The 23,009-nt window shown below is 72.3% G+C and carries 22 protein-coding genes; 13 read left to right on the forward strand and 9 right to left on the reverse strand.

The window, feature by feature from the left end:
• The first annotated feature begins 54 nt into the window (after positions 1-54).
• The gene (locus tag ACWD68_RS20470; RefSeq protein ID WP_451807874.1) at positions 55-384 is read left to right on the forward strand and encodes a rhodanese-like domain-containing protein; all 330 of its coding nucleotides are present in this window, start codon (positions 55-57) and stop codon (positions 382-384) included.
• A 60-nt stretch (positions 385-444) separates the two neighbouring features.
• Here ACWD68_RS20470 and ACWD68_RS20475 read toward each other — a convergent pair whose 3' ends face one another.
• The 6 genes from ACWD68_RS20475 to paaA form a co-directional block, all read right to left on the reverse strand.
• Positions 445-1,578 (reverse strand): acyl-CoA dehydrogenase family protein, encoded by a 1,134-nt coding sequence (locus ACWD68_RS20475; protein WP_451807831.1) that lies wholly within the window; start codon positions 1,576-1,578, stop codon positions 445-447.
• Positions 1,579-1,937: 359 nt separating this feature from the next.
• Positions 1,938-3,002 (reverse strand): 1,2-phenylacetyl-CoA epoxidase subunit PaaE, encoded by a 1,065-nt coding sequence (gene paaE / locus ACWD68_RS20480; protein WP_451807832.1) that lies wholly within the window; start codon positions 3,000-3,002, stop codon positions 1,938-1,940.
• A complete protein-coding gene (paaD, locus tag ACWD68_RS20485) occupies positions 3,002-3,535 on the reverse strand; it encodes a 1,2-phenylacetyl-CoA epoxidase subunit PaaD (protein WP_451807833.1) in 534 nt (177 codons plus the stop codon). Before paaD ends, paaE begins: the two co-directional genes overlap by 1 nt.
• Positions 3,529-4,248: a 1,2-phenylacetyl-CoA epoxidase subunit PaaC gene (gene paaC / locus ACWD68_RS20490; protein WP_451807834.1), complete on the reverse strand. Its 720-nt coding sequence runs from the start codon at positions 4,246-4,248 to the stop codon at positions 3,529-3,531. Before paaC ends, paaD begins: the two co-directional genes overlap by 7 nt.
• Complete coding sequence (paaB, locus tag ACWD68_RS20495; protein WP_037735018.1) at positions 4,245-4,532, reverse strand: 1,2-phenylacetyl-CoA epoxidase subunit PaaB; 288 nt, start codon at positions 4,530-4,532, stop codon at positions 4,245-4,247. The genes paaC and paaB overlap by 4 nt, the downstream gene beginning before the upstream one ends.
• Positions 4,529-5,569, reverse strand: coding sequence for a 1,2-phenylacetyl-CoA epoxidase subunit PaaA (gene paaA / locus ACWD68_RS20500; protein WP_451807835.1), 1,041 nt, complete (start codon positions 5,567-5,569; stop codon positions 4,529-4,531). Before paaA ends, paaB begins: the two co-directional genes overlap by 4 nt.
• Before the next feature lie 262 nt (positions 5,570-5,831).
• Between paaA and ACWD68_RS20505 the strand changes: the two genes are divergently transcribed.
• The 3 genes from ACWD68_RS20505 to ACWD68_RS20515 are packed head-to-tail and all read left to right on the forward strand — an operon-like array spanning position 5,832 to position 8,760.
• The gene (locus tag ACWD68_RS20505) at positions 5,832-6,785 is read left to right on the forward strand and encodes a DUF5819 family protein (RefSeq protein WP_451807836.1); all 954 of its coding nucleotides are present in this window, start codon (positions 5,832-5,834) and stop codon (positions 6,783-6,785) included.
• The gene (locus ACWD68_RS20510; RefSeq protein ID WP_451807837.1) at positions 6,782-8,014 is read left to right on the forward strand and encodes an HTTM domain-containing protein; all 1,233 of its coding nucleotides are present in this window, start codon (positions 6,782-6,784) and stop codon (positions 8,012-8,014) included. Before ACWD68_RS20505 ends, ACWD68_RS20510 begins: the two co-directional genes overlap by 4 nt.
• Positions 8,011-8,760 (forward strand): TrmH family RNA methyltransferase, encoded by a 750-nt coding sequence (locus tag ACWD68_RS20515; protein WP_451807838.1) that lies wholly within the window; start codon positions 8,011-8,013, stop codon positions 8,758-8,760. The genes ACWD68_RS20510 and ACWD68_RS20515 overlap by 4 nt, the downstream gene beginning before the upstream one ends.
• Positions 8,761-8,781: 21 nt before the next feature.
• Here ACWD68_RS20515 and paaN read toward each other — a convergent pair whose 3' ends face one another.
• The gene (gene paaN / locus ACWD68_RS20520) at positions 8,782-10,497 is read right to left on the reverse strand and encodes a phenylacetic acid degradation protein PaaN (protein WP_451807839.1); all 1,716 of its coding nucleotides are present in this window, start codon (positions 10,495-10,497) and stop codon (positions 8,782-8,784) included.
• 148 nt (positions 10,498-10,645) lie between these two features.
• On the opposite strand from paaN, the gene ACWD68_RS20525 reads away from it, so the two are divergent.
• Complete coding sequence (locus ACWD68_RS20525) at positions 10,646-12,160, forward strand: 3-hydroxyacyl-CoA dehydrogenase (protein ID WP_451807840.1); 1,515 nt, start codon at positions 10,646-10,648, stop codon at positions 12,158-12,160.
• Positions 12,157-12,747 carry a TetR/AcrR family transcriptional regulator gene (locus ACWD68_RS20530; RefSeq protein ID WP_451807841.1) on the forward strand — a complete coding sequence of 197 codons (591 nt, stop codon included), beginning with the start codon at positions 12,157-12,159 and terminating at the stop codon, positions 12,745-12,747. Before ACWD68_RS20525 ends, ACWD68_RS20530 begins: the two co-directional genes overlap by 4 nt.
• A 194-nt stretch (positions 12,748-12,941) precedes the next feature.
• Here the strand turns inward: ACWD68_RS20530 and ACWD68_RS20535 are convergent, their stop codons facing one another.
• Positions 12,942-13,427 (reverse strand): Lrp/AsnC family transcriptional regulator, encoded by a 486-nt coding sequence (locus ACWD68_RS20535; protein ID WP_451807875.1) that lies wholly within the window; start codon positions 13,425-13,427, stop codon positions 12,942-12,944.
• 189 nt (positions 13,428-13,616) lie between these two features.
• Between ACWD68_RS20535 and pdhA the strand changes: the two genes are divergently transcribed.
• The 7 genes from pdhA (at position 13,617) to ACWD68_RS20570 (ending at position 22,250) form a co-directional block, all read left to right on the forward strand.
• Positions 13,617-14,786 (forward strand): pyruvate dehydrogenase (acetyl-transferring) E1 component subunit alpha, encoded by a 1,170-nt coding sequence (pdhA, locus tag ACWD68_RS20540; protein WP_451807842.1) that lies wholly within the window; start codon positions 13,617-13,619, stop codon positions 14,784-14,786.
• The gene (locus tag ACWD68_RS20545; RefSeq protein ID WP_451807843.1) at positions 14,783-15,787 is read left to right on the forward strand and encodes an alpha-ketoacid dehydrogenase subunit beta; all 1,005 of its coding nucleotides are present in this window, start codon (positions 14,783-14,785) and stop codon (positions 15,785-15,787) included. The genes pdhA and ACWD68_RS20545 overlap by 4 nt, the downstream gene beginning before the upstream one ends.
• A complete protein-coding gene (locus ACWD68_RS20550; protein WP_451807844.1) occupies positions 15,787-17,313 on the forward strand; it encodes a dihydrolipoamide acetyltransferase family protein in 1,527 nt (508 codons plus the stop codon). Before ACWD68_RS20545 ends, ACWD68_RS20550 begins: the two co-directional genes overlap by 1 nt.
• A gap of 101 nt (positions 17,314-17,414) precedes the next feature.
• Positions 17,415-18,647, forward strand: a complete 1,233-nt coding sequence (locus ACWD68_RS20555; protein ID WP_451807845.1) for a DUF6457 domain-containing protein — start codon at positions 17,415-17,417, stop codon at positions 18,645-18,647.
• Positions 18,644-20,092, forward strand: a complete 1,449-nt coding sequence (locus tag ACWD68_RS20560) for a molybdopterin molybdotransferase MoeA (RefSeq protein WP_451807846.1) — start codon at positions 18,644-18,646, stop codon at positions 20,090-20,092. The genes ACWD68_RS20555 and ACWD68_RS20560 overlap by 4 nt, the downstream gene beginning before the upstream one ends.
• 40 nt (positions 20,093-20,132) lie before the next feature.
• Complete coding sequence (locus tag ACWD68_RS20565) at positions 20,133-21,239, forward strand: potassium channel family protein (RefSeq protein WP_451807847.1); 1,107 nt, start codon at positions 20,133-20,135, stop codon at positions 21,237-21,239.
• A 30-nt stretch (positions 21,240-21,269) separates the two neighbouring features.
• On the forward strand, positions 21,270-22,250 hold the full coding sequence (locus ACWD68_RS20570; RefSeq protein WP_451807848.1) for an NAD(P)H-quinone oxidoreductase: 981 nt from the start codon (positions 21,270-21,272) through the stop codon (positions 22,248-22,250).
• On the opposite strand, the gene ACWD68_RS20575 is transcribed toward ACWD68_RS20570, so the two are convergent.
• Complete coding sequence (locus ACWD68_RS20575) at positions 22,247-22,996, reverse strand: hypothetical protein (protein ID WP_451807849.1); 750 nt, start codon at positions 22,994-22,996, stop codon at positions 22,247-22,249. The two genes, ACWD68_RS20570 and ACWD68_RS20575, sit on opposite strands and share 4 nt — an antisense overlap.
• Positions 22,997-23,009 lie beyond the last annotated feature (13 nt).

Genomic DNA, 23,009 nt, shown 5'->3' on the forward strand with positions numbered 1-23,009 from the left:
GCTTCCTCGCCTACGCGGTCGGGTAGCGTCGGAGGCATGAGTTTCGGAGCTGGTGTGCCCACGGTCGAGGTCGGCAATCTCGCGGTCGACGACTTCGTGCTGGACGTCCGGGAGGACGACGAGTGGGAGGCAGGTCATGCCCAGGGGGCGCTGCACATCCCCATGAGCGAATTCGTCGCCCGCTACGGCGAGCTGACCGAGGCGGCCCCGCAGGACGGCCGGGTCAACGTCATCTGCCGCTCCGGTGGCCGCTCGGCCCAGGTCACGCAATACCTGGTCCAGCAGGGCATCGACGCCGTGAACGTCGAAGGCGGCATGCACACCTGGGAGGCCATGGGCCGCCCCGTCGTGAACGACAAGGGTGAGGCCGGCTTCGTCCTGTAGCGGGCCCCCGGGTGCGGTCCGGCCGCCGGAGCCCCGTCACGTGCGGTCGATCGGGCTCCTTCACCCCAGTGAGTGCGCCGCCAGCAGATCGCCCAGAGCCTCCTCGTGTGCCGCCGCCGGGCCGAGGGACAGTTCCAGGTGCTTGGCCCAGGCGTGGTACCGGTGCAGTGCGTACTCGGTGTCGGCGCCGAATCCTCCGTGCAGATGCTGCGCGGTCTGCACGACCCGGCGCACCCCTTCGGAGGCCCAGATCTTGGCGACGGCCACGTCACCGCAGGCGGGAAGCGCACCCCCGGCTCCCGTGCCGATCCGCCAGGCGGCCTGCCAGAGCGTCGCCTCCATCGCGCGCAGGTCGATGTAGCGGTCGGCGGCCTGCACGGCGACCGCCTGGAACGTGGCGACCGGGAACCCGAACTGCTCCCGCTTGCTCGTGTACTCGCTCGTCATCCGGAGCACCGCCTCCCCGAGCCCGAGCGCCAACGCACACGTGCCGGTGGCCAGCAGCTCGCGGAGCCACTCCCACGCCCCCTCCGCGTCGATGACATGGCGGGGGGCGATCCGTGCGGACTCCAGCCGCAGCTCACCGAGCCGCTCACCGGTCGTGGAGATCTGCTCGGCGAGCACGGCCCCTTCGTGGTCGCGGGGAACCAGGGCGAGGACGGTCCTGTGGGCGTCCGTGTGCGCCGGTACGACGATGAAGTCGGCGTTGTGGGCCCAGGGGACCGCCGTCTGCACACCGTCGAGCACCCACGCGGCACCGTCCTGCCGCGCGGTCACAGCGAGTTCGGCGGGGTCGTGACCGGTCCTGCCGTTGGCGGCGACGGTCAGCACGAGCTCGCCCCGGCCGGCCCGCGCCGGCAGCTGCGCCCTCAGCTCTTCGCCGCCGAATCGCCGCACGGCGGCCGCCGCCGCGCTGCTCTCCAGCAACGGCACCCGCGCCAGCACCTTCGCCGACTCCCGCAGTACCAGGCACAGCGCGACCGCGTCGAGGCCCGCCCCGCCGGCCTCCTCGTCGAGCAGCAGGCTCAGCAGGTCCGTGTCGGCGAGCCTCGCCCACAGGGCCCGGTCGAAGTCCTCGGCGACGGCGCCCGCGGTGAGCGCGGGACTGGGCACCGCGTCCGGGGAGACCCCGGCGAACACCGCCTTCGCCGCCTCGACCGCCGCCTGCTGCTCCTCGGTGAAGGTGAAGTCCACGATCCCGTCCTCCCGCACACGCGCCGGACCACCGACCAGACAGGACGCCTGATCTGACGGTGCGTCAAGATAGAACAGGTTCTACGAGAAGGGAACGCCCAGCGATCGGTCACCGCAGGCGGGGCCGGGCTGTCGATCACCCGCGTGCCGGGGCGGGCTGCCGGCCACCTGCCGGCAGCGGTGAGCTGATGGGAACCCGCACCACCGCCACCGGGCCCGGCGGTCGAGAGCCTCCCCGCCACGCCAAGTGGGCAGAAGCCCCGCCCCCTGGACCAAGTGGGCAGAGTCCCGCCCTCCGGACCAAGTGAGCCGAAGTCCTGCCGCCCGGAGCAAGTGGGCCTGAGTCCCGCTCATCGGGCTCAGCGGTCGAAGTCCAGCTCCACCTTCTCCGTGGCCGGATGCGACTGGCAGGCCAGTACGTACCCGGCCTCCGTCTCCTCCGGCTCCAGCGCGAAGTTGCGGTCCATCCGCACCTCGCCCGAGACCAGGAACGCCCGGCAGGTGCCGCACACGCCGCCCTTGCAGGCGTACGGCGCGTCCGGACGGTTGCGCAGCACCGCGTCCAGCAGCGACTCGCCGTCCTGGACGGGCCAGGTGCCGCCGCGTCCGTCGAGCCGTGCGGTCACCGTGCTGTGCGCGGGGGCCGGAACGGCGGAAGCGGCCGTGGTGCCGGCGTCCACGTGGAAGATCTCCTCGTGGATCCGCGTCCGGGACACCCCGAGCCCGCGCAGCGCCCTCTCGGCTCCCTGTACGAGCCCCATCGGCCCGCACAGGAACCATCCCGCCACCCGGTCCACGGGCAGCAGCGCCGGAAGCAGCCCGGAAAGGCGCTCCTGGTCGAGCCGCCCGGACGGCAGCCCGGCCTGCTGCTCCTCCCGGGACAGGACCGTCACCAGCTGGAACCGTTGCGGATAGCGGTCCTTGAGGTCGGCGACCTCCTCCAGGAACATCGTCGAGGCCGACGTACGGTCGCTGCGGATCAGGCAGAACCTCGCCTCCGGCTCCCGCGCCAGCAGCGTCGAGACGATCGACAGCACCGGGGTGATGCCGCTGCCGCCCACCACCGCCGCGTACAGGCCGGCCGACGGCTCCAGCGTGAAACGTCCCGCCGGAGTCATCACCTCCACCTCGTCCCCGACGGCGATCTCCTTGAGCGCGTACGTCGAGAACGCGCCGCCGTCGACCAGGCGTACACCGACCCGCAGCGTGCGCGGTCCCTCGCCGTCGGGCGCGGGTGCCAGGGAGCAGATGGAGTACGTACGGCGTATCTCGGTGCCGTCGACCGTGCGGCGCAGTGCCAGATGCTGGCCGGCGGCGTGCCGGTAGTCCTCGCGCAGCTCCGCGGGCACCGCGAAGGTCAGGGCCACGGAGTCGTCGGTGATCCGGTCGACCGCGGCCACCGGGAGCGGGTGGAAGCGGGCCATCACAACTCCTTGAAGTGGTCGAACGGTTCGCGGCAGGACAGACAGCGGCGCAGCGCCTTGCACGCGGTGGACGAGAAGCGGCTGAGCAGCTCGGTGTCGGCCGAACCGCAGGACGGGCAGCGGACAGGCTCCAGTTCCGGTTCGGCGGTGGCCGTCCTGGTCGGTCCCAGGTCGAGCGGAACGGGGCCCATGGGACGCCCGCCGCGGGGCGGTGCTATCCCGAACTCCCGCAGCTTGCGGCGGCCTTCGTCCGAGATGTCGTCCGTCGACCAGGCGGGACTGAGCACCGTACGCACGGACACCTCGCGCATGCCGTGCTCGTGGAGTACCCGCTCGATGTCCATGGACATGGCCTCGACGGCGGGGCAGCCGGTGTAGGTGGGGGTCAGCTCGACCTCGACGGAGTCCGTGCCGAGGACATGCACGGCGCGCAGCACGCCGAGCTCGTCCAGAGTGAGAACGGGCAGCTCGGGGTCGAGAACGGAGCCGGCCAGTCTGCGCAGCTCTTCCTCGAGGGCGGTCACCGTCACCATGACGCCCCCGGGTGACTGCGGTGCAGATGCTGCATCTCGGCGAGCATCCGGCCGAAGGACTCGGTGTGCAGCCCCTGGCGTCCGGCGCCGGCCGTCCACGCCCCGGACTGCGGCCCCTCGGGGACCGACAGCGTGGCGCGGCGCAGTATGTCTCCCACGGACACGAGCCAGGCGGCCCGCATCCCTTCCCAGTCGATGTCGACGCCCTCGATCGGCTGGAACATCTCACCGGTGAAGCGCCACAGGGCCTCGCACGCCCGGCTCATGCGCTCGTGGCTGACGTCCGTGCCGTCGCCGAGGCGCAGCGTCCACTGCTCGGCGTGGTCCTGGTGGTAGGCGACCTCTTTGACGGCCTTCGCGGCGAGGGGAGCGAACTCGCTCTCCCCGGCGGCCAGTTGCGTGTAGAGAAGCCGCTGGTAGGTGGAGAAGTACAGCTGGCGCGCGATCGTGTGCGCGAAGTCGCCGTTCGGCTGCTCGACGAGCTGGAGGTTGCGGAAGGCGCGCTCCTCGCGCAGATACGCCAACTCGTCCTCGTCGCCGGCCATCGACAGCAGGACCCGGGTCTGGCCGAGCAGGTCCAAAGCGATGTTGGCCAGGGCGACTTCCTCTTCGAGGACGGGCGCGTGGCCCGCCCACTCCCCCAGACGGTGCGAGAGCACCAGGGCGTCGTCCCCGAGGGCCAGGGCCGCCGCGGTGTTCACGGTGACGGTCACAGGTGCTTCACCCCTTCCGGGATCTCGTAGAACGTCGGGTGGCGGTACGGCTTGTCGGCGGACGGCTCGAAGAACGGGTCCTTCTCGTCGGGCGAGGAGGCCGTGACGGCGGTGGAGGGGACGACCCAGATCGAGACGCCCTCGCCGCGGCGCGTGTACAGATCGCGCGCGTTGCGCAGTGCCAGCTCGGCGTCCGGCGCGTGCAGGCTGCCGGCGTGGGTGTGCGAGAGTCCGCGGCGCGAGCGCACGAAGACCTCCCACAGCGGCCAGTCGGTGTTCGTCATGCTCGGGTCGCTCCTGTCTCGCCGGTCGTGCTCGCGGAGCCGCCGGTCCCGCTCGTGTGCTTGTCGGCGTAGGCCCCGGCCGCCTCCCGTACCCACGCGCCCTCCTCGTGGGCGCGCCGGCGCTGGGTGATCCGCTGGTCGTTGCACGGGCCGTTGCCCTTGAGGACCTCCCAGAACTCCGTCCAGTCGATGGAGCCGAAGTCGTGGTGTCCCCGCTCCTCGTTCCACACCAGGTCGGGGTCGGGCAGGGTCAGGCCGAGGGACTCGGCCTGGGGGACAGCGATGTCGACGAAGCGCTGGCGCAGCTCGTCGTTCGAATGGCGCTTGATCTTCCACGCCATCGACTGGGCGGAGTGCGAGGACTCGTCGTCGGGCGGGCCGAACATCATCAGGGAGGGCCACCACCAGCGGTCGACCGCGTCCTGCGCCATCGCGTGCTGCTCGGGGGTGCCCTGGCTCAGGGCCAGCAGCAGTTCATACCCCTGGCGCTGGTGGAAGGACTCCTCCTTGCACACGCGGACCATCGCGCGCGCGTACGGGCCGTACGAGCATCGGCACAGGGGGACCTGGTTGGTGATCGCGGCACCGTCCACGAGCCAGCCGATGGCACCGACGTCCGCCCAGGTCAGCGTCGGGTAGTTGAAGATCGACGAGTACTTCTGGCGGCCGGAGTGCAGCTTGTCCAGCAGCTCCTCGCGGCTGGTGCCGAGCGTCTCGGCCGCGCTGTACAGATACAGCCCGTGGCCGGCCTCGTCCTGGACCTTCGCCATCAGGATCGCCTTGCGGCGCAGCGAGGGCGCGCGCGTGATCCAGTTGGCCTCCGGCTGCATGCCGATGATCTCGGAGTGGGCGTGCTGCGCGATCTGGCGGACCAGGGTCGAGCGGTAGGCGTCGGGCATCCAGTCACGGGGCTCGATGCGTTCGTCGGCCGCCACCGCGGCGTCGAAGACGGCTTCGTATGCCGCTGCGCGCGCCGCTTCGTCGGCGGCTTCGTCCGCCTGTGTGCGGGCCGTGTGGTGCGCTGATGCTGTCGCCATGCGGTCCCCCTCGACCTCTCACTCCCGACCGACCGATCGTTCGGTCCGCTCGCATCAATGGTCGGTCGAGCGCCGTATGGTGTCAACCGCTGTGGATAACCTCGCGCCCTCTGGCGTGGCCGTTGTGACGTATGTGGCTGTGCCGGGCGGGCGGGTCTGAGTACGGTTCGCTTGCGAACGTCGTGGTGCGGTGCGACGTGGCGGTACGGTGCCCGCAACCCGGCGGCCGGCAGTCGGATTCGGGATCGTGAATCGGGGCGGGATGGACGCGAACGACGAAGGCTCGAAGTCGACGCCTGGTCCGGTCGCGCCCGAGGGGGCCGCTGCCGAGGGAGTCGCTCCCGGCGGGACCACCGGCGGCACGTCGCTTCCCGACAGGCAGCCGACCGACGAGCCCGTGACCGACAGGCCGACGACCGGCGAGCCGGTGGCCGGGTCGGTGGCCGGGTCGGTGGCTCCCCCGGAGTTCGAGGGGGCCGCGTCCGAGGCGCTCGCTCCTGCGGAGACCGATGGGACCGAGCCCGAAGTGGTCGCTTGTCCGGAGGCCGTGGCGCCCGCGGGCCTGGCGGCCCTCTCCCTCGGCTATCAGATCGCCGCCGCCCTCGCCCTCGCCGTCGTGGCCGTCGTCTCCTGTGTGCACCTCGGCATGGTGTTCCTGCATGTCGCGCCCTCGAACACGGTGACCAAGCAGCACGGCCACGCGATCGACGAGTGGATCTACCCCGAGTTCGAGCAGAACTGGAAGCTCTTCGCCCCCAACCCGTTGCAGCTGGACATCACGGTCCAGGTCCGCGCCCTGGTCCGGGCCGAGGACGGGACCAGTCGCGAGACCGGCTGGTACGACCTGTCCGCGCTCGACGGCCTCGCCATCGACGGGAATCCGGTGCCGAGCCACACCCAGCAGAACGAACTGCGTCGCGCCTGGGACTTCTACATCGGTACGCACGACGGCGAGAACCGCCCCACGGGCCTGCGCGGCGACCTCTCGGAGCGCTATCTGCGCCGCATCGCCGTGCTGCGGCTCGACCGCGAGCACGCGGGCGGCGAGGGCGCCGTCGTCGAGCGCGTCCAGCTCCGCTCGCAGACCACCAACGTTCCGCCTCCCCAGTGGAGCCAGGAGAAGGTGTCCGACCAGCCCGTCCTCCGTGAGCTGCCCTGGTGGGCCGTTCCCGAGAGCGATCGCGCGGACGGTCTGACGGAGGCGAGCGCCCGATGAACCGAATCGCCTCGACGGTCTCGCGCGGCATCGCCCGTGTCACGGAGTCCGCGCTCGGCCCGTACCAGAGCGCCGTGATCCGTATCGGCTTCGCCGCCACCTGGCTGCTGTTCCTGTTGCGCGAGTACGCGCACCGCCAGGAGATGTACGGGCCCGACGGACCGTGGAGCTGGGACCTCGCCCAGCAGCTCGTCGCGAGCAACCACGCCTTCACAGCCCTGATGTGGTCGGACAGCCAGGTGTGGTTCGAGATCGTCTACGCGCTCGCCGTCCTCTCCAGCGTCCTGCTGCTGGTGGGCTGGCGGACCCGCGCGATGTCCGTGCTCTTCATGATCGGCGTGCTGTCCCTGCAGAACCGCAGTGTCTTCATAGGCGACGGCGGGGACAACGTCCTCCACCTGATGTCGATCTATCTGGTGTTCACCCGCTGCGGCCGGGTGTGGTCCCTCGACGCGCGCCGGGAGCGCCTCGAACACGAGGCGTACGCGCGGGGCGAGTGGACCGGGCCCGGCCGAGGGGGTCCCGCCCTGTGGGGAGTGTTCGGCGTCCTGCTGGCGGCGGCGACGGGTGCGGGCCGGATCGAAGGGGGTTTCCTGGGCGGCTGGTTCACCTTCTTCTGGGGGCTGTGGGCGGTGCACGCCCTGTGGTGGACCGTCGGCCGGGTCGCGCGCACGGCGCAGCCGCGCGTCTTCCTGGATGTCGTCGCCAACCTTGTGCACAACGCGGCCCTGATGATCGTCATGGCCGAGGCGTGCCTGATCTACGCGACCGCCGGCTGGTACAAGATCCAGGGCTCGCGCTGGCAGGACGGCACCGCCGTCTACTACCCGCTCCACCTGGACTCCTTCTCGCCCTGGCCGGCCCTGTCCGAGCTGCTGTCCGCGCACGGCACGATCGTGATGCTGGTGACGTACGGGACGGTCGCCGTGCAGGTCGCCTTCCCCTTCACCCTGCTCAACCGGCGGGTCAAGAACGTCCTGCTCGCGGCCATGATCACCGAGCACGCCGTGATCGCCGTGGTCCTCGGGCTGCCGTTCTTCTCGCTCGCGATGATCGCCGCGGACGCCGTGTTCCTGCCGACGTCCTTCCTGCGGCTCCTCGGCGGACAGGTGGCACGCGTGCGTGCCCGGCTCTTCTCCGGCGGCGGCCGTACGGTGCCGGGGCCCCGGGCCCCCGAGCCGGGCGTTCCGGAGGAGCCCGAGCAGACGCACGTAGGCTTCCCCGCATGAACGACCCGGTACGCGCATGGCGTCAGCTCGCCGACGGCTCCGTCCTGCTCGACGGCTTCCACGCCCTCAAGCACGCGGTGCGCTTCGGAGCGCGCGTCCCGGTCGCCGTCACCACCGACCGGCAGGCGGCCCTGGCACTGGCCGACGAGCTCGCCCCCGACGTACGCGCCGTTCTCGACGAGCTTCTGACCGAGGTCCCGGAGGCGACGTACACGGCCCTCGTGCCGCGTCCGCACCCCACCTCGGTCGCCGCTCTCGCCGTACGGCCCTCGCGCGCCGCCCACCTGGAGGCGCTGGCCCGCACGCCCCGCACCACGCCTGTCGTGGTCCTCGACAATCCGCGCAACCTGGGCAACGCCGGCGCCGTGATCCGGCTCGCGGCGGGCTTCGGCGCGACCGGGGTGGTCACGACGGGCACCCTCGACCCCTGGCACCCCACGGTCGTACGCGGTGGGGCCGGCCTGCACTTCGCGACCGCCGTGGAGCGTCTGACGGTGGACGAACTGCCGACGGGCCCGGTGTTCGCGCTCGACCCGGAGGGTGAGGACATCCGCGGGTCGAAGATCCCCGACGACGCCCTGCTCGCCTTCGGCTCGGAACGCAGCGGACTGTCCGCCGAACTGCGGGCCCGGGCCGACCACTTGGTGTCACTGTCGATGCGCCCCCAGGTCTCCAGCTACAACCTCGCGACCAGTGTGGCCATGACGCTGTTCCACTGGAGCGCCGGCGGGGGCGCACCGGCGTAGACGCCCGAGGGGCGTCAGGGCTCACGCCTCGCGGCGCACCTCGATCACCCGGAAGCGGTTCGCCACGAAGGCTCCGTCGCACAGCGCCGCGTTGGCGGCTCCGTTGCCGCCCGAGCCGTGGAAGTCCGAGAACGCGGCCGTCTGGTTGACGTAGACCCCGCCCGTGAGGTTCAGGGAGAGCTGGGCGCACTCCTCCAGACAGGCTTCCTGGATCTCGCGCTCGACCGTCTCGTCGGTGGTGTACGCGCCGACGGTCATCGCGCCCTTGTCCCTGATCGTGCGCCGCAGCAGCTCCACGGCGTCCTCGGCCGAGTCGACCGCGACGGCGAAGGAGACCGGTCCGAAGCACTCGCTCATGTACGCGGCCTCGTCGGCGGCGCCCTCGGCGTTCTCCCAGTACTTGCGGGCGCCGTCGAGCTTCACGATCACCGGCGAGCGCACGACGGCGCCCGGGAACTCGGGGTTGTCGATCTGCCGTGAGGGCAGCGCCACTTCGCCGAGTCCGGCGGCGGCCTCCAGGCGGGCCTTCACGTCCGGGTTCACGATGGCGCCGAGCAGCGCGTTCGCGCGGGCGTCGTCGCCGAGGAGTCCGCCGACCGACTTCGAGAGGTCGGCGACGACCTCGTCGTACGACTTGTGGCCCTCGTCCGTACGGATGCCGTCGCGGGGGATCAGCAGGTTCTGCGGGGTGGTGCACATCTGGCCGCTGTAGAGCGACAGGGAGAACGCCAGGTTGGACAGCATCCCCTTGTAGTCGCCGGTCGACTCCACGATCACCGTGTTGACGCCGGCCTTCTCCGTGTAGACCTGTGCCTGGCGGGCGTTGGTCTCCAGCCAGTCGCCGAAGGCCGTGGAGCCGGTGTAGTCGATGATCCGGATCTCGGGGCGGGTGGCCAGCGTCTTGGCGATGCCCTCACCCGGTCGCTCGGCGGCCAGCGCCACCAGGTTCGGATCGAAGCCCGCTTCGGTGAGCACCTCGCGCGCGACCTGCACGGTGAGCGCGAGCGGCAGCACCGCGCGCGGGTGGGGCTTCACCAGGACCGCGTTGCCGGTGGCCAGGGAGGCGAACAGGCCCGGATAGCCGTTCCACGTCGGGAAGGTGTTGCAGCCGATCATCAGCGCGATGCCGCGCGGGACGGGCGTGAACTGCTTGGTGAGCGCGAGCGGGTCGCGCTTGCCCTGGGGCTTGGTCCACTCCGCGGTGTCGGGAGTGCGGACCTGCTCCACGTACGCGTACGCCACCGCTTCCAGGCCGCGGTCCTGTGCGTGCGGGCCGCCCGCCTGGAACGCCATCATGAAGGCCTGGCCGCTGGTGTGCATGACCGCGTGCGCGAATTCGTGGGTGCGGTCGCTGATCCGCTTGAGGATCTCCAGGCACACCATGGCGCGGATCTCCGCTCCCGCGTCGCGCCAGGCGCGCTGCCCCGCGCGCATGGCGGGCAGCAGGGTGTCGATGTCCGCGTGCGGGTACGTGACGCCCAGCTCGATGCCGTACGGCGACACCTCGCCGCCGGCCCAGTCGTCCGTGCCGGGCTGGCCCAGGTCGAGGCGGGTGCCCAGGAGGGCGTCGAAGGCGGCCTTGCCCTCGGCCATGCCCAGGCTTCCGTGCTCGCCGTACGCCTTGGGATGCTCGGGATGCGGGGACCAGTACGCGCGTGTGCGGATCGCTTCCAGCGCCTGATCGAGGGTGGGCCGGTGCTGGGCGATCAACTGGTGCGCGGTGAGTTCGGCGGCCATCAAGGACCAACTCCTCGTCTCAAGAGCTCCTCGTCGAGCTCGCGAGCTGGGCAGGAATGGACAGTCAGGGTTAGAGTAACCGAACGATCGGTCGGGACAAGGGGGTCCGCCGCATCTGTGGAAATCGCCGTGCGGGAGGATCGCGCACATGACAGCACTCGACCTCAGCAGCCCCGTGGCAGTCGTCGGTACCGGCACCATGGGCCAGGGCATCGCCCAGGTCGCGCTGGTGGCGGGCCACCCCGTGCGGCTCTACGACGCGGCTCCCGGGCGTGCCGAGGCGGCGGCCGAGGCGATCGGCGCCCGACTCGACCGGCTCGTCGCGAAGGACCGGCTCAGCGGCACCGACCGGGACGCCGCACGCGCCCGGCTCCACCCGGCAGCGAGCCTGGCCGACCTCGCCGACTGCGTACTCGTCGTCGAGGCGGTACTCGAACAACTCGACGCGAAACAGCAGCTTTTCAGCGCCCTCGAAGACATCGTCGGGGAAGACTGCCTGCTCGCCACCAACACCTCCTCGCTGTCCGTCACGGCCATCGGCGGCGCTCTGCGCAACCCGGGGCGCCTCGTCGGGCTGCACTTCTTCAACCCGGCACCGTTGCTGCCCCTCGTGGAGGTCGTCTCCGGGTTCGCGACCGACGTCACGTCGGCCACGCGCGCGTACGAGACGGCCCGCGCCTGGGGCAAGACTCCCGTCGCCTGCGCGGACACCCCCGGTTTCATCGTCAACCGCATCGCGCGGCCCTTCTACGCCGAGGCCTTCGCGGTCCACGAGTCCCAGGCCGCCGACCCCGCCACCATCGACGCGGTCCTGCGCGAGTCCGGCGGCTTCCGGATGGGCGCCTTCGAGCTCACCGACCTGATCGGCCAGGACGTCAACGAGTCCGTCACGCACTCCGTGTGGCAGTCCTTCTTCCAGGACGTGCGCTTCACGCCCTCGCTCGCCCAGCGTCGGCTCGTCGAGTCGGGCCGGCTCGGCCGCAAGGCGGGACACGGCTGGTACGACCACGGGGAGGACGCCGAGCGGGCCGAGCCGCACACAGCGGAGAAGGCGCAGGCACCGGCGTACGTCGTCGTGGAGGGCGACCTCGGCCCCGCCGCCGAGGTCCTCGAACTGATCCGCGAGGCGGGCATAGGGGTCCGCGAGGACGAGGAGGACCACGGCACCCGCCTGGTCCTGCCCAGCGGCGGCCAGCTGGTCCTCGCCGACGGCCAGACCTCGGTCGAGTTCCGTGACGTCGTCTACTTCGACCTCGCGCTCGACTACCGCAAGGCCACCCGGATCGCTCTGTCGGCGTCCCAGGACACCGCTCCCGAGACGCTCTCCGAGGCCATCGGCCTCTTCCAGGCACTGGGCAAGGACGTCAGCGTCATCGGCGACTGCCCCGGCATGATCGTCGCCCGCACGGTGGCCCGGATCGTCGATCTCGCGCACGACGCCGTCGCCAAGGGCGTGGCCACCGAGGAGGACATCGACACCGCGATGCGCCTCGGCGTCAACTACCCCCTGGGTCCCTTCGAGTGGAGCCGCAGGCTCGGCACGAACTGGTCGTACGACGTCCTGGACGAACTGCACGTACGCGACCCCTCCGGGCGCTACGCGCCGTCGCTCGCGCTGTACCGCCACGCCTACGCCGACCAGAAGCGGGAGGGCACCGCGTGACCACCGCCAAGCGGGACACGTACACCCCCGAGACACTGCTCTCGGTCGCGGTCCAGGTCTTCAACGAACGCGGCTACGACGGCACCTCCATGGAGCACCTCTCCAAGGCGGCCGGCATCTCCAAGTCGTCGATCTACCACCATGTCGCGGGCAAGGAGGAGCTGCTGCGGCGCGCGGTGAGCCGGGCGCTGGACGGCCTCTTCGGGATCCTCGACGAGGAGCACGCGTGCGTGGGGCGTGCCGTGGAGCGCCTGGAGTACGTCGTACGGCGCATGGTCGAGGTGCTCACCTCCGAGCTGCCCTATGTGACGCTGCTGCTGCGGGTGCGCGGCAACACGAGCACCGAGCGGTGGGCGCTGGAGCGGCGCCGCGACTTCGACCACAGGGTCGCCGAGCTCCTGAAGGCCGCGGCCGCCGACGGGGACGTACGCGGCGACGTGGAGGTCCGGCTCGCGACCCGGCTGGTCTTCGGGATGATCAACTCGCTCGTGGAGTGGTACCGGCCCGACGCGCGGGGCATGGGCGCGCGGGAAGTGGCCGACGCCGTGGTGGTGCTGGTCTTCGGAGGGCTCCGCCAGGAGTCGTGAGGGTGTCAGGAGGCCGGCAGGTTCGGGCTCCGGCGGACTCGGGAGGTCCCGGGAGGCGTCCGGCAGGGTTCAGGCTCCGGGGGCAGCCGTGAAGGTGCCGGGACTCCAGCAGGGTTCATGCTCCGGCGGGAGCTCAGGGAGCCTGGAGTCCCAGGCGATCCGGCGGCGTCAGCCCTTCGGCCCTGGCTGCGGGGTCAGCCCTCCGGCTCCAGGTCCTCCTCCTCGAAGACCAGCAGCGTCCGGCTGCTGAGCACCTCCGGGATGGCCTGGAGACGGGTGAGCACCAGCTCGCGCAGCGCCCGGTTGTCCGGCGTGTGCACCAGGAGAAGTACGTCGAAATCGCCGCCCACCAGAGCGATGTGCGAGGCCCCGGGGAGCACCCTCAGCTGCTCCCGCACCGTGCGCCAGGAGTTCTGCACGATCTTGAGAGTGATGTACGCCGACGTGCCCTGACCGGCACGTTCGTGGTCGACGCGCGCCCCGAAGCCGCGGATCACGCCGTCCTCGATGAGGCGGTTGATCCGTGCGTAGGCGTTGGCCCGCGACACATGGACCCGTTCGGCCACGGAGCGGATGGAGGCCCGGCCGTCCGCCTGGAGCATGTGCAGGATGTCCTGGTCGATCGCGTCGAGCGGACGGGCGGGCGGCGCGACGGGGCCGGCCTCCGGCGGCTCGGCCATTTGTTCAGGTGCCATGTCCCCCCGCCTCCCTACCATGGACGTACTGCGTCTATCTCAGGCTCTGCAGAACCGTTTGTCCACAGCCTGGTGGTGCCTGTAGCCAAAATGTGCCGACGACCGAACAATCGGTAGGTGAGGCGCATCACACCCGTGACGCGCCTGAAGCCGCTCCCACGAGGAGGTGCCGTCATGACGGTCATGGAGCAGCGAGGGGCCTACCGGCCCACGCCGCCGCCCGCCTGGCAGCCCCGCACCGACCCCGCGCCGTTGCTGCCCGACGCGCTGCCCCACCGCGTCCTCGGCACCGACGCGGCCGCCACGGTCGATCCGGTCCTGCTGCGCCGTCTGCACACGGAACTGGTCCGTGGCCGCCGGTACAACGTCCAGGCCACCGCGCTCACCAAGCAGGGCCGTCTCGCCGTGTACCCGTCCAGCACCGGACAGGAGGCCTGCGAGGTCGCCGCCGCGCTCGTGCTGGAGGACCGCGACTGGCTCTTCCCCAGCTACCGCGACACCCTGGCCGCCGTCGCCCGCGGCCTCGACCCCGTCCAGGCTCTCACCCTCCTGCGCGGCGACTGGCACACCGGCTACGACCCGCACGAGCACCGGATCGCGCCCCTGTGCACCCCGCTGGCGACCCAGCTCCCGCACGCCGTGGGCCTCGCGCACGCCGCCCGCCTCAAGGGCGACGACGTGGTCGCGCTCGCCCTGGTCGGCGACGGCGGCACCAGCGAGGGCGACTTCCACGAAGCGCTGAACTTCGCCGCCGTGTGGCAGGCGCCCGTCGTCTTCCTCGTGCAGAACAACGGATTCGCCATCTCCGTCCCGCTCGCCAAGCAGACCGCCGCCCCGTCGCTGGCCCACAAGGCCGTCGGCTACGGGATGCCGGGCCGCCTGGTCGACGGCAACGACGCGGCGGCCGTGCACCAGGTCCTGAGCGAGGCCATCGCCCACGCGCGCGCGGGCGGCGGCCCCACCCTCGTCGAGGCCGTGACGTACCGCATCGACGCCCACACCAACGCCGACGACGCCACCCGCTACCGCGGTGACTCCGAGGTCGAGACCTGGCGCGGGCACGACCCCATCGTGCTTCTGGAGCGCGAGCTGACCGAGCGCGGGCTGCTCGACGAGGCCGCCCTGCAGGCGGTACGCGACGACGCCGAGACGATGGCCGCGGATCTGCGCGAGCGCATGAACATGGACCCGGTGCTCGATCCCATGGATCTGTTCGCCCATGTGTATGCCCAACCCACAACTCAACTGCTTGAGCAGGAGAGCCAGCTGAGAGCGGAGCTGGACGCCGAGGCGGACGGCTCGCACGGAGCGGGCCCGCACGGCCCGGAAGGAGCCGGGCGATGACGACCGTTGCCCTCAAACCGGCCACCATGGCGCAGGCGCTCGGACGCGCCCTGCGCGACGCCATGGCCGCCGACCCGGCCGTCCACGTCATGGGCGAGGACGTCGGCACCCTCGGCGGCGTCTTCCGGGTCACCGACGGGCTCGCCAAGGAGTTCGGCGAGGACCGCTGCACGGACACCCCGCTCGCCGAGGCGGGCATCCTCGGCGCGGCGGTCGGCATGGCCATGTACGGCCTGCGGCCGGTCGTGGAGATGCAGTTCGACGCGTTCGCCTACCCGGCGTTCGAGCAGCTGATCTCGCACGTGGCGAAGATGCGGAACCGCACGCGGGGCGCCATGCCGCTGCCCATCACGATCCGCGTCCCCTACGGCGGCGGCATCGGCGGAGTCGAGCACCACAGCGACTCCTCCGAGGCGTACTACATGGCGACCCCGGGTCTCCATGTCGTCATGCCCGCGACCGTCTCCGACGCCTACGGACTGCTGCGCGAGGCCATCGCCTCCGACGACCCGGTCGTCTTCCTGGAGCCCAAGAGGCTCTACTGGTCGAAGGATGCGTGGAACCCGGACGAGCCGCCGGCCGTTGAGCCGATAGGCCGCGCGGTGGTGCGGCGCCAGGGCCGGAGCGCCACACTCATCACCTACGGGCCGTCCGTACCCGTCTGCCTCGAAGCCGCCGAGGCGGCGCGGGCCGAGGGCTGGGACCTCGAAGTAGTCGATCTGCGCTCTCTGGTGCCGTTCGACGACGAGACGGTCTCTGCGTCGGTGCGGCGGACCGGACGAGCGGTCGTCGTGCACGAGTCGGGCGGGTTCGGCGGCCCGGGCGGGGAGATCGCGGCCCGCGTCATGGAGCGCTGCTTCCACCACCTGGAGGCGCCGGTGCTGCGCGTCGCGGGATTCGACATCCCGTACCCGCCGCCGATGCTGGAGCGGCACCACCTGCCCGGTGTCGACCGGATCCTGGACGCCGTGGGGCGTCTGCAGTGGGAGGCGGACAGCTGATGGCACAGGTGCTGGAGTTCAAGCTCCCCGACCTCGGGGAGGGCCTCACCGAGGCGGAGATCGTCCGCTGGCTGGTGGAGGTCGGCGATGTCGTCGCCGTCGACCAGCTCGTCGTCGAGGTCGAGACGGCCAAGGCGATGGTGGAGGTCCCCTGCCCCTACGGCGGCGTGGTCACCGCCCGCTTCGGCGAGGAAGGCACGGAACTGCCCGTGGGGGCACCGCTGCTGACCGTCGCCGTGGGCGCGCCGGACACCGGCGACGACGGCATGGACGACAAGGAGGACGAGGGCTCCGGGAACGTGCTGGTGGGTTACGGCACGGGAGCGCCCCCGGCGCGGCGCCGGAGGGTACGGCCCTCCGACGGCACCGCCGCCGGTGGCCGACGCGCGGCCGGTGCGCCGACGGGGGCCGCGTCCCCGGCGGGCACGGGCACCTCGGCCGGCCGGCGCGAGCCGGGCCGCCCCGAGCCCGTCGCCGCCGCGCCGTCGCAGGCGGCGGGCCCGGCGGAGGCCGCCCGGAACGGCGTCGGCGCGACGCGGGGTGACGGCCCCGTGCCGGTCATCTCGCCCCTGGTGCGACGGCTCGCCCGCCAGAACGGCGTGGATCTGCGGGAGTTGGAGGGCTCCGGCCCCGAGGGGCTCATCCTGCGGGCCGACGTCGAGTACGCGCTGCGTGCGGCGGCGAGCGGCCGGCTCCACGCCCCGGCGCTCGGGCTCGGCTCCGACGCGGCCTTCGCGGCGCCCCCGTACGACAGCGCGACCGCTTCGGTGTCCTCGAACGTGGACATCACCTCGGTCGTGCCCGGTGCGGCCGATGTCTCCCGGGGCGCCACCCCGCAGGGTGTCCGTGTCCCCCTCCGGGGTGTCCGCGGTGCCGTCGCCGACAAGCTCTCGCGCAGCCGGCGCGAGATCCCCGACGCGACCTGCTGGGTGGACGCCGACGCGACGGAACTCATGCAGGCGCGCAGGGCGATGAACGCGGCCGGCGGCCCGAAGATCTCCCTGCTCGCCCTGCTGGCCCGGATCTGTACCGCCGCGCTGGCCCGCTTCCCCGAGCTCAACTCGACGGTCGACATGGAAGCCCGCGAGATCGTCCGGCTCGACCAGGTGCACCTGGGTTTCGCGGCCCAGACCGAACGGGGGCTCGTCGTCCCCGTCGTGCGGGACGCGCACACGCGGGACGCCGAGGGGCTGAGCGCGGAGTTCGGCCGGCTGACCGAGACGGCCCGGACCGGGAAGCTCACGCCCGCGGACCTCACGGGCGGCACCTTCACGCTGAACAACTACGGCGTGTTCGGCGTCGACGGCTCCACACCGATCATCAACCACCCCGAGGCGGCCATGCTCGGTGTCGGCCGCATCATCCCCAAGCCCTGGGTGCACCAGGGCGAGTTGGCGGTGCGTCAGGTCGTCCAGCTCTCGCTGACCTTCGACCACCGGGTGTGCGACGGCGGCACGGCGGGCGGTTTCCTGCGCTATGTGGCGGACTGCGTGGAACAGCCGGCGGTGCTGCTGCGCACCCTGTAGCCCCGGCGGTCCGATCACCGTAGCCCCGGCGGTCCGATCACCCCCGTCCACATGCTGTGCCCGGGGGTGGCAATGATCCTTCGGACGCCCATACTCGGGGGATGACCGCGTACGAGTCCGAGGGGGCGACCGGGCGATCGGGCGCCTCCGGCCCGCCGGGCACCCCCGGTGCCGATGCCGTGTACGACGCCGTCGTGCTCGCGGGCGGTGTGGCCCGGCGGCTCGGCGGTGCGGACAAGCCCGGCGTCCGGGTGGGCGGCCGGGCGCTGCTGGACCGGGTGCTGGCCGCGTGCACCGGTGCGACCCGCACGGTGGTCGTGGCCGAACCCAGGGCCACCGCGCGCCCCGTGGAGTGGGCCCGCGAGGACCCGCCGGGCGGGGGGCCGCTCGCCGCGCTGGACGCCGGACTGCGGCACACCACGGCGCCGTACGTCGTCGTGCTCTCGGCGGACCTGCCGTTCCTGGAGGAGGGGACGGTACGGCGCCTGCTGGACACCCTTCGGGACGACGGCACGCACCGGACCCCGCCCGCCTCCGGGAACGACCACCCCATCCCCGGGAACGACCACCCCGCCTCCGGGAACGACCACCCCATCCCCGGGAACGACCACCCCGCCTCCGGGAACGACCACCCGGTCCCCGCGGGCGACCACCCAGGCTCCGGGCCCGGCCACGACGGTGCCCCGACCGACTCCGCGACCGTGCCGGAGAGCGGCGGGCGCGTCCGGACCGAACCCGCCGGGGCTCCCGGCGCGAGGGGCGGACATCGCGGCCGCCCCGACTGCGTGCTCCTCACCGACCCCGACGGGCGTGATCAGCCCCTCGTGGCCGTCTACCGCGCGGACGCGCTGCGCCGGGAGCTGACCGTGCTCGCCGCCGCGCACGGCGGACTCGGCGGGCTGCCGCTGCGACGGCTCGTGGCCGCCCTCGACCTCACTCGTATCTCCGACCCCGTCGCGTCCTTCGACTGCGACACCTGGGACGACATCGCCGCCGCTCGAGCACGCATCAGGGAGCATGGGCACGTGTTGGATGAATGGATTTCCGCAGTCAAGGACGAGCTGGGCATCGACCTGGACGTCGACATCGGCGTTCTGCTCGACCTGGCCCGTGACGCCGCACATGGGGTGGCCAGGCCCGCCGCGCCGCTGACGACGTTCCTCGTCGGATACGCGGCGGCGCGGGCCGGTGGAGGACCGGAAGCGGTCGCCGAGGCCGCCCGCAAGGCCGTGGCGCTCGCGCTCCGCTGGGCCGACGAGGACACCCCGGATGCGAAACCGGACACCGCCGACGGCGCGGCGCCCGCCGCCGACACCGGACCGGACGCCGGATGACCGCCGCCCGCTCCACCCGGGACAGCCAGGACGCCGACGACTTCGACGTGGAGGAGGCGCTCGCCCTGGTCAAGAAGGCCGGTGTCCGCGCACCCGGCGAGCCCGGCCGAGCGGACAGCGCCGCCCCGGGTCCCCCGGGAACCGACGCGGCGGCGGTCCCCGCGCCCAACGCGCAGGACAGCGGCAAGGGCGGGCACGCCCATCACCGGGCCACCCCGTGGTCCGAGGCCCGGGCCGTGGCGGAGCGGGCCGCCCGCTCCGTGCCCCGCCGCACCCCCGTCCCGGTCCCCCTCGACGCCTCTCTCGGCCTCGTCCTCGCCGCCCCCCTGACAGCGCTCACGGACCTTCCCTCCTTCGACACCTCCGCGATGGACGGCTGGGCGGTCGCCGGACCCGGGCCCTGGGAGGTACGGGAGCAAGGCGTACTCGCCGGGCAGGCGGCGCCGGAGCGGCTCATGGACGGCGAGGCGGTCCGGATCGCCACCGGGGCACTCGTCCCGCGGGACGCGACCGCCGTCCTGCGCAGCGAGCACGGCCGCCTCGACACCAAGGGACGTCTGCACGCGAGCGACGCGCAGGCGCCCGGCTCCGCCCGGTCACGGGGGACCCGCGTGGTCGCACACGGGCAGGACATCCGCCCGCGCGGCCAGGAGTGCCGCAGCGGCGACCAGCTGTTGCCGCTCGGAGCGTTGGTCACCCCGGCCGTGCTGGGTCTCGCGGCGGCCGCCGGGTACGACACGCTCGCCGTCGTTCCCCGCCCGCGCGCCGAAGTTCTCGTGCTCGGCGACGAGTTGCTCACCGCGGGGCTGCCCCAGGAGGGGCTGATCCGGGACGCGCTCGGGCCCATGCTGCCGCCGTGGCTGCGGGCCCTCGGCGTCGAGGTCGTCGCGGTGCGTCGGCTCGGCGACGACGCCAAGGCGCTGCACAAGGCGATCACCGGCTCCCGGGCCGACCTGATCGTCACCACCGGCGGCACCGCGGCGGGCCCCGTCGACCATGTCCACCCCACGCTGCGCCGTATCGGCGCCGAACTGCTGGTGGACGGCGTCAAGGTGCGGCCGGGACATCCGATGCTGCTGGCCCGTACCCAGGAGAACCAGCATCTCGTCGGCCTGCCCGGCAACCCCCTGGCCGCCGTCTCCGGGCTGCTCACGCTCGCTGAGCCGCTGCTGCGCACCCTGGCCGGACGCGCGGCCCCGGAGTCGTACACGCTGCCTCTCAAGGAAGCCGTGCAGGGGCACCCGTACGACACCCGGCTCGTCCCCGTCTCGCTGCGCGGCGACCGGGCCGCGCCGCTGCACTACAACGGTCCGGCGATGCTGCGGGGCATCGCCGCCGCCGACGCGCTCGCGGTCGTACCACCGGGTGGTGCGCGAGCCGGCCAGGAGCTGGAACTCATCGATCTGCCGTGGGCCACCGCGGGGATCGACGCGTGCTTCATCTGAGCCGGGCCGAGGGCGGGAGCGGCATGAATCCGAACGGGGTGTGTTTCACGTGAAACTTCCGGGCCAAGATGCGATCGCCCGCCAAGCGGACGAGCATCTGATGACCCACCAGGTGAAACTGCCGCGGAAGGTCGTGGAACGTCCGCTCCGGCAGGTCGCCAAGCGGCTGGTGATGGCGCTGCTGGTGCTGGTCGCCACCGCGCTCATCGTCTGGTTCGACCGAGACGGCTACACCGACAACTCGGACGGGAGCGTCGACCTGCTCGACGCCTTCTACTACGCGACGGTCACCCTCTCCACCACCGGATACGGCGACATCACCCCGACCAGCGATATCGCCCGGCTCATCAACATCCTGATCATCACGCCGCTGCGAGTGCTCTTCCTGATCATCCTGGTCGGCACCACGCTGGAGGTCCTCACGGAACGCACCCGTGAGGAATGGCGCCTGAACCGCTGGAGGGCGGCCTTGAGGGATCACACCGTCGTTGTCGGCTTCGGAACGAAGGGACGGTCGGCCGTCGAGACCGTCTGCGCCACCGGGCTGAAGAAGGAGCAGGTCGTCGTCGTCGACCCGAGCCCCAGGGTGGTGGACGCGGCGACGGCCGACGGGTACGCGGGCGTGATCGGCGACGCCACGCGCAGCGATGTGCTGCTGCGCGCCGAGGTCCACAAGGCGCGACAGATCATCATCGCCACCCAGCGGGACGACACCGCGGTCCTGGTCGCCCTGACGGCCCGGCAGCTCAACCGCGGCGCGAAGATCGTCGCCGCCGTGCGCGAGGAGGAGAACGCGCCGCTGCTCAAGCAGTCCGGTGCCGACGCGGTCATCACCAGCGCCAGCGCGGCCGGCAGGCTGCTCGGGCTCTCCGTGCTCAGCCCCGCCGCGGGCATGGTGATGGAGGACCTGATCCATCAGGGCAGCGGGCTCGACATCGTCGAACGGCCGGTCATAAAGGCCGAGGTGGGCAAGGGCGTCCGCGAGACCGACGACCTGGTGGTCAGCGTCGTACGGGGTCATCGCGTGCTCGGGTACGACGATCCGGAGGTCGGCACCCTGCAGCTGATGGACCGGCTGATCACGATCGCGCGGGTCACTCGGAGCACTCAGGTGACACCGGGCATCCGGCCCCTGCCGCAGGACTAGGGGCTGCCTCCCAGGAGTAGCGTCGCTCCCATGTACGCGATCACGATTCCTGAACCTGGTGGGCCCGAGGCGCTGGTGTGGGACGAGGTCCCCGATCCCGTGCCGGCCGAGGGCGAAGTACTGGTCGAGGTGGTGGCCGGCGCAGTCAACCGTGCCGATCTGCTGCAGCGCCAGGGCATGTACAACCCACCGCCCGGCGCGTCCCCCTATCCCGGACTCGAATGCTCGGGCCGCATCGTCGAGGTCGGCACCGGTGTCCTCGACTGGGCGGTCGGCGACGAGGTGTGCGCGCTGCTCTCGGGCGGCGGATACGCCCAGAAGGTCGCCGTTCCGGCCGGGCAGCTGCTGCCCGTGCCCGCCGGCTTGGACGTCGAGCAGGCGGCGGCGCTGCCCGAGGTGACCTGCACCGTCTGGTCGAACGTCTTCATGGTCGCCCACCTGCGCCCCGGCGAGACCCTGCTCGTGCACGGCGGCTCCAGCGGCATCGGCACCATGGCGATCCAGCTGGCGAAGGCCGTCGGCGCGAAGGTCGCGGTCACGGCGGGCACCAAGGAGAAGCTCGACTTCTGCGCGGAGCTGGGCGCGGACATTCTGATCAACTACCGCGAGCAGGACTTCGTCGAGGAGATCGAGCGGGCCACCGGCGGGGCGGGTGCCGACGTCATCCTCGACAACATGGGGGCCAAGTACCTCGACCGGAACGTGCGCGCCCTCGCCGTCAACGGGCGGCTCGCCATCATCGGGATGCAGGGCGGCATCAAGGCGGAGCTGAACATCGCCACCCTCCTGAACAAGCGCGCCGCCGTCAGCGCGACCTCGCTGCGTGCCCGGCCGCTCAGCGAGAAGGTGGCGATCGTGGCGGCCGTGCGCGAGCATGTGTGGCCGCTGATCGGTTCCGGTCGCGTACGTCCGGTCGTCGACCGCAAGCTGCCGATGAGCGAGGCGGCGGAGGCGCACCGGGTGCTGGAGGCGAGCGGCCACATCGGAAAGGTGCTGCTGGTCGCTCACTAGCCGCGCCGTACCCGCAGGGCCACGAAGGCCAGCCCCAGGCCGAGGCCTATGAGGATCAGGCCACTGCCCAACGGCAGGATCTCCAGGACGGGCTCGGGCGGGGAGCCGGGGCCCACGACGCTCTGCTGGACGGGGACCGCGTCGTCCTGCGAGGGCTCGGGGGCCACGCTCGCCTCCGTGAGTCCGGCGTCGGCGCCGGGATCCGTGTCCTGGGGGTCCGCGGCGTCCGGCATGTCCTGGAGGTCCGGCTCCGCGCGGCCGGGCCGCGAGCGCCCCTCGCCCGCGAAGCTGCCCGCACGGGAGGGGTCCGCCGTCGCGGTGGGCCTCGTCGGATCGGTGGCGGCGGGTCCGTCCCCCTCCGCGACGGCGGTGCCTCGGGCGGAGGGCGCTGGGGCGACGGCGGTGCTTCGGGCGGACGGAGCTGGGGCGACGGCGGTGCTTCGGGCGGAGGGAGCCGGGGCGACGGCGGTGCTTCGGGCGGAGGGCGCTGGGGCGACGGCGGTGCTTCGGGCGGAGGGCGCTGGGGCGACGGCGGTGCTTCGGGCGGAGGGAGCTGGGGCGACGGCGGTGCTTCGGGCGGAGGGAGCTGGGGCGACGGCGGTGCTTCGGACGGACGGAGCCGGCGCGGCGGCGTACGAGGCGGCCCCGGAGCGCGCGGGGGCGGCGTACGCGAGCTGGCCGGCGCCGGCCAGCAGGGCGGCCGCCAGCAGCCCGGCCGTGGGCAGTGTGCGGAGCCATGGAGTCACGCCGGTGACCCCC

The organism is Streptomyces sp. NPDC005141, from assembly GCF_053599975.1.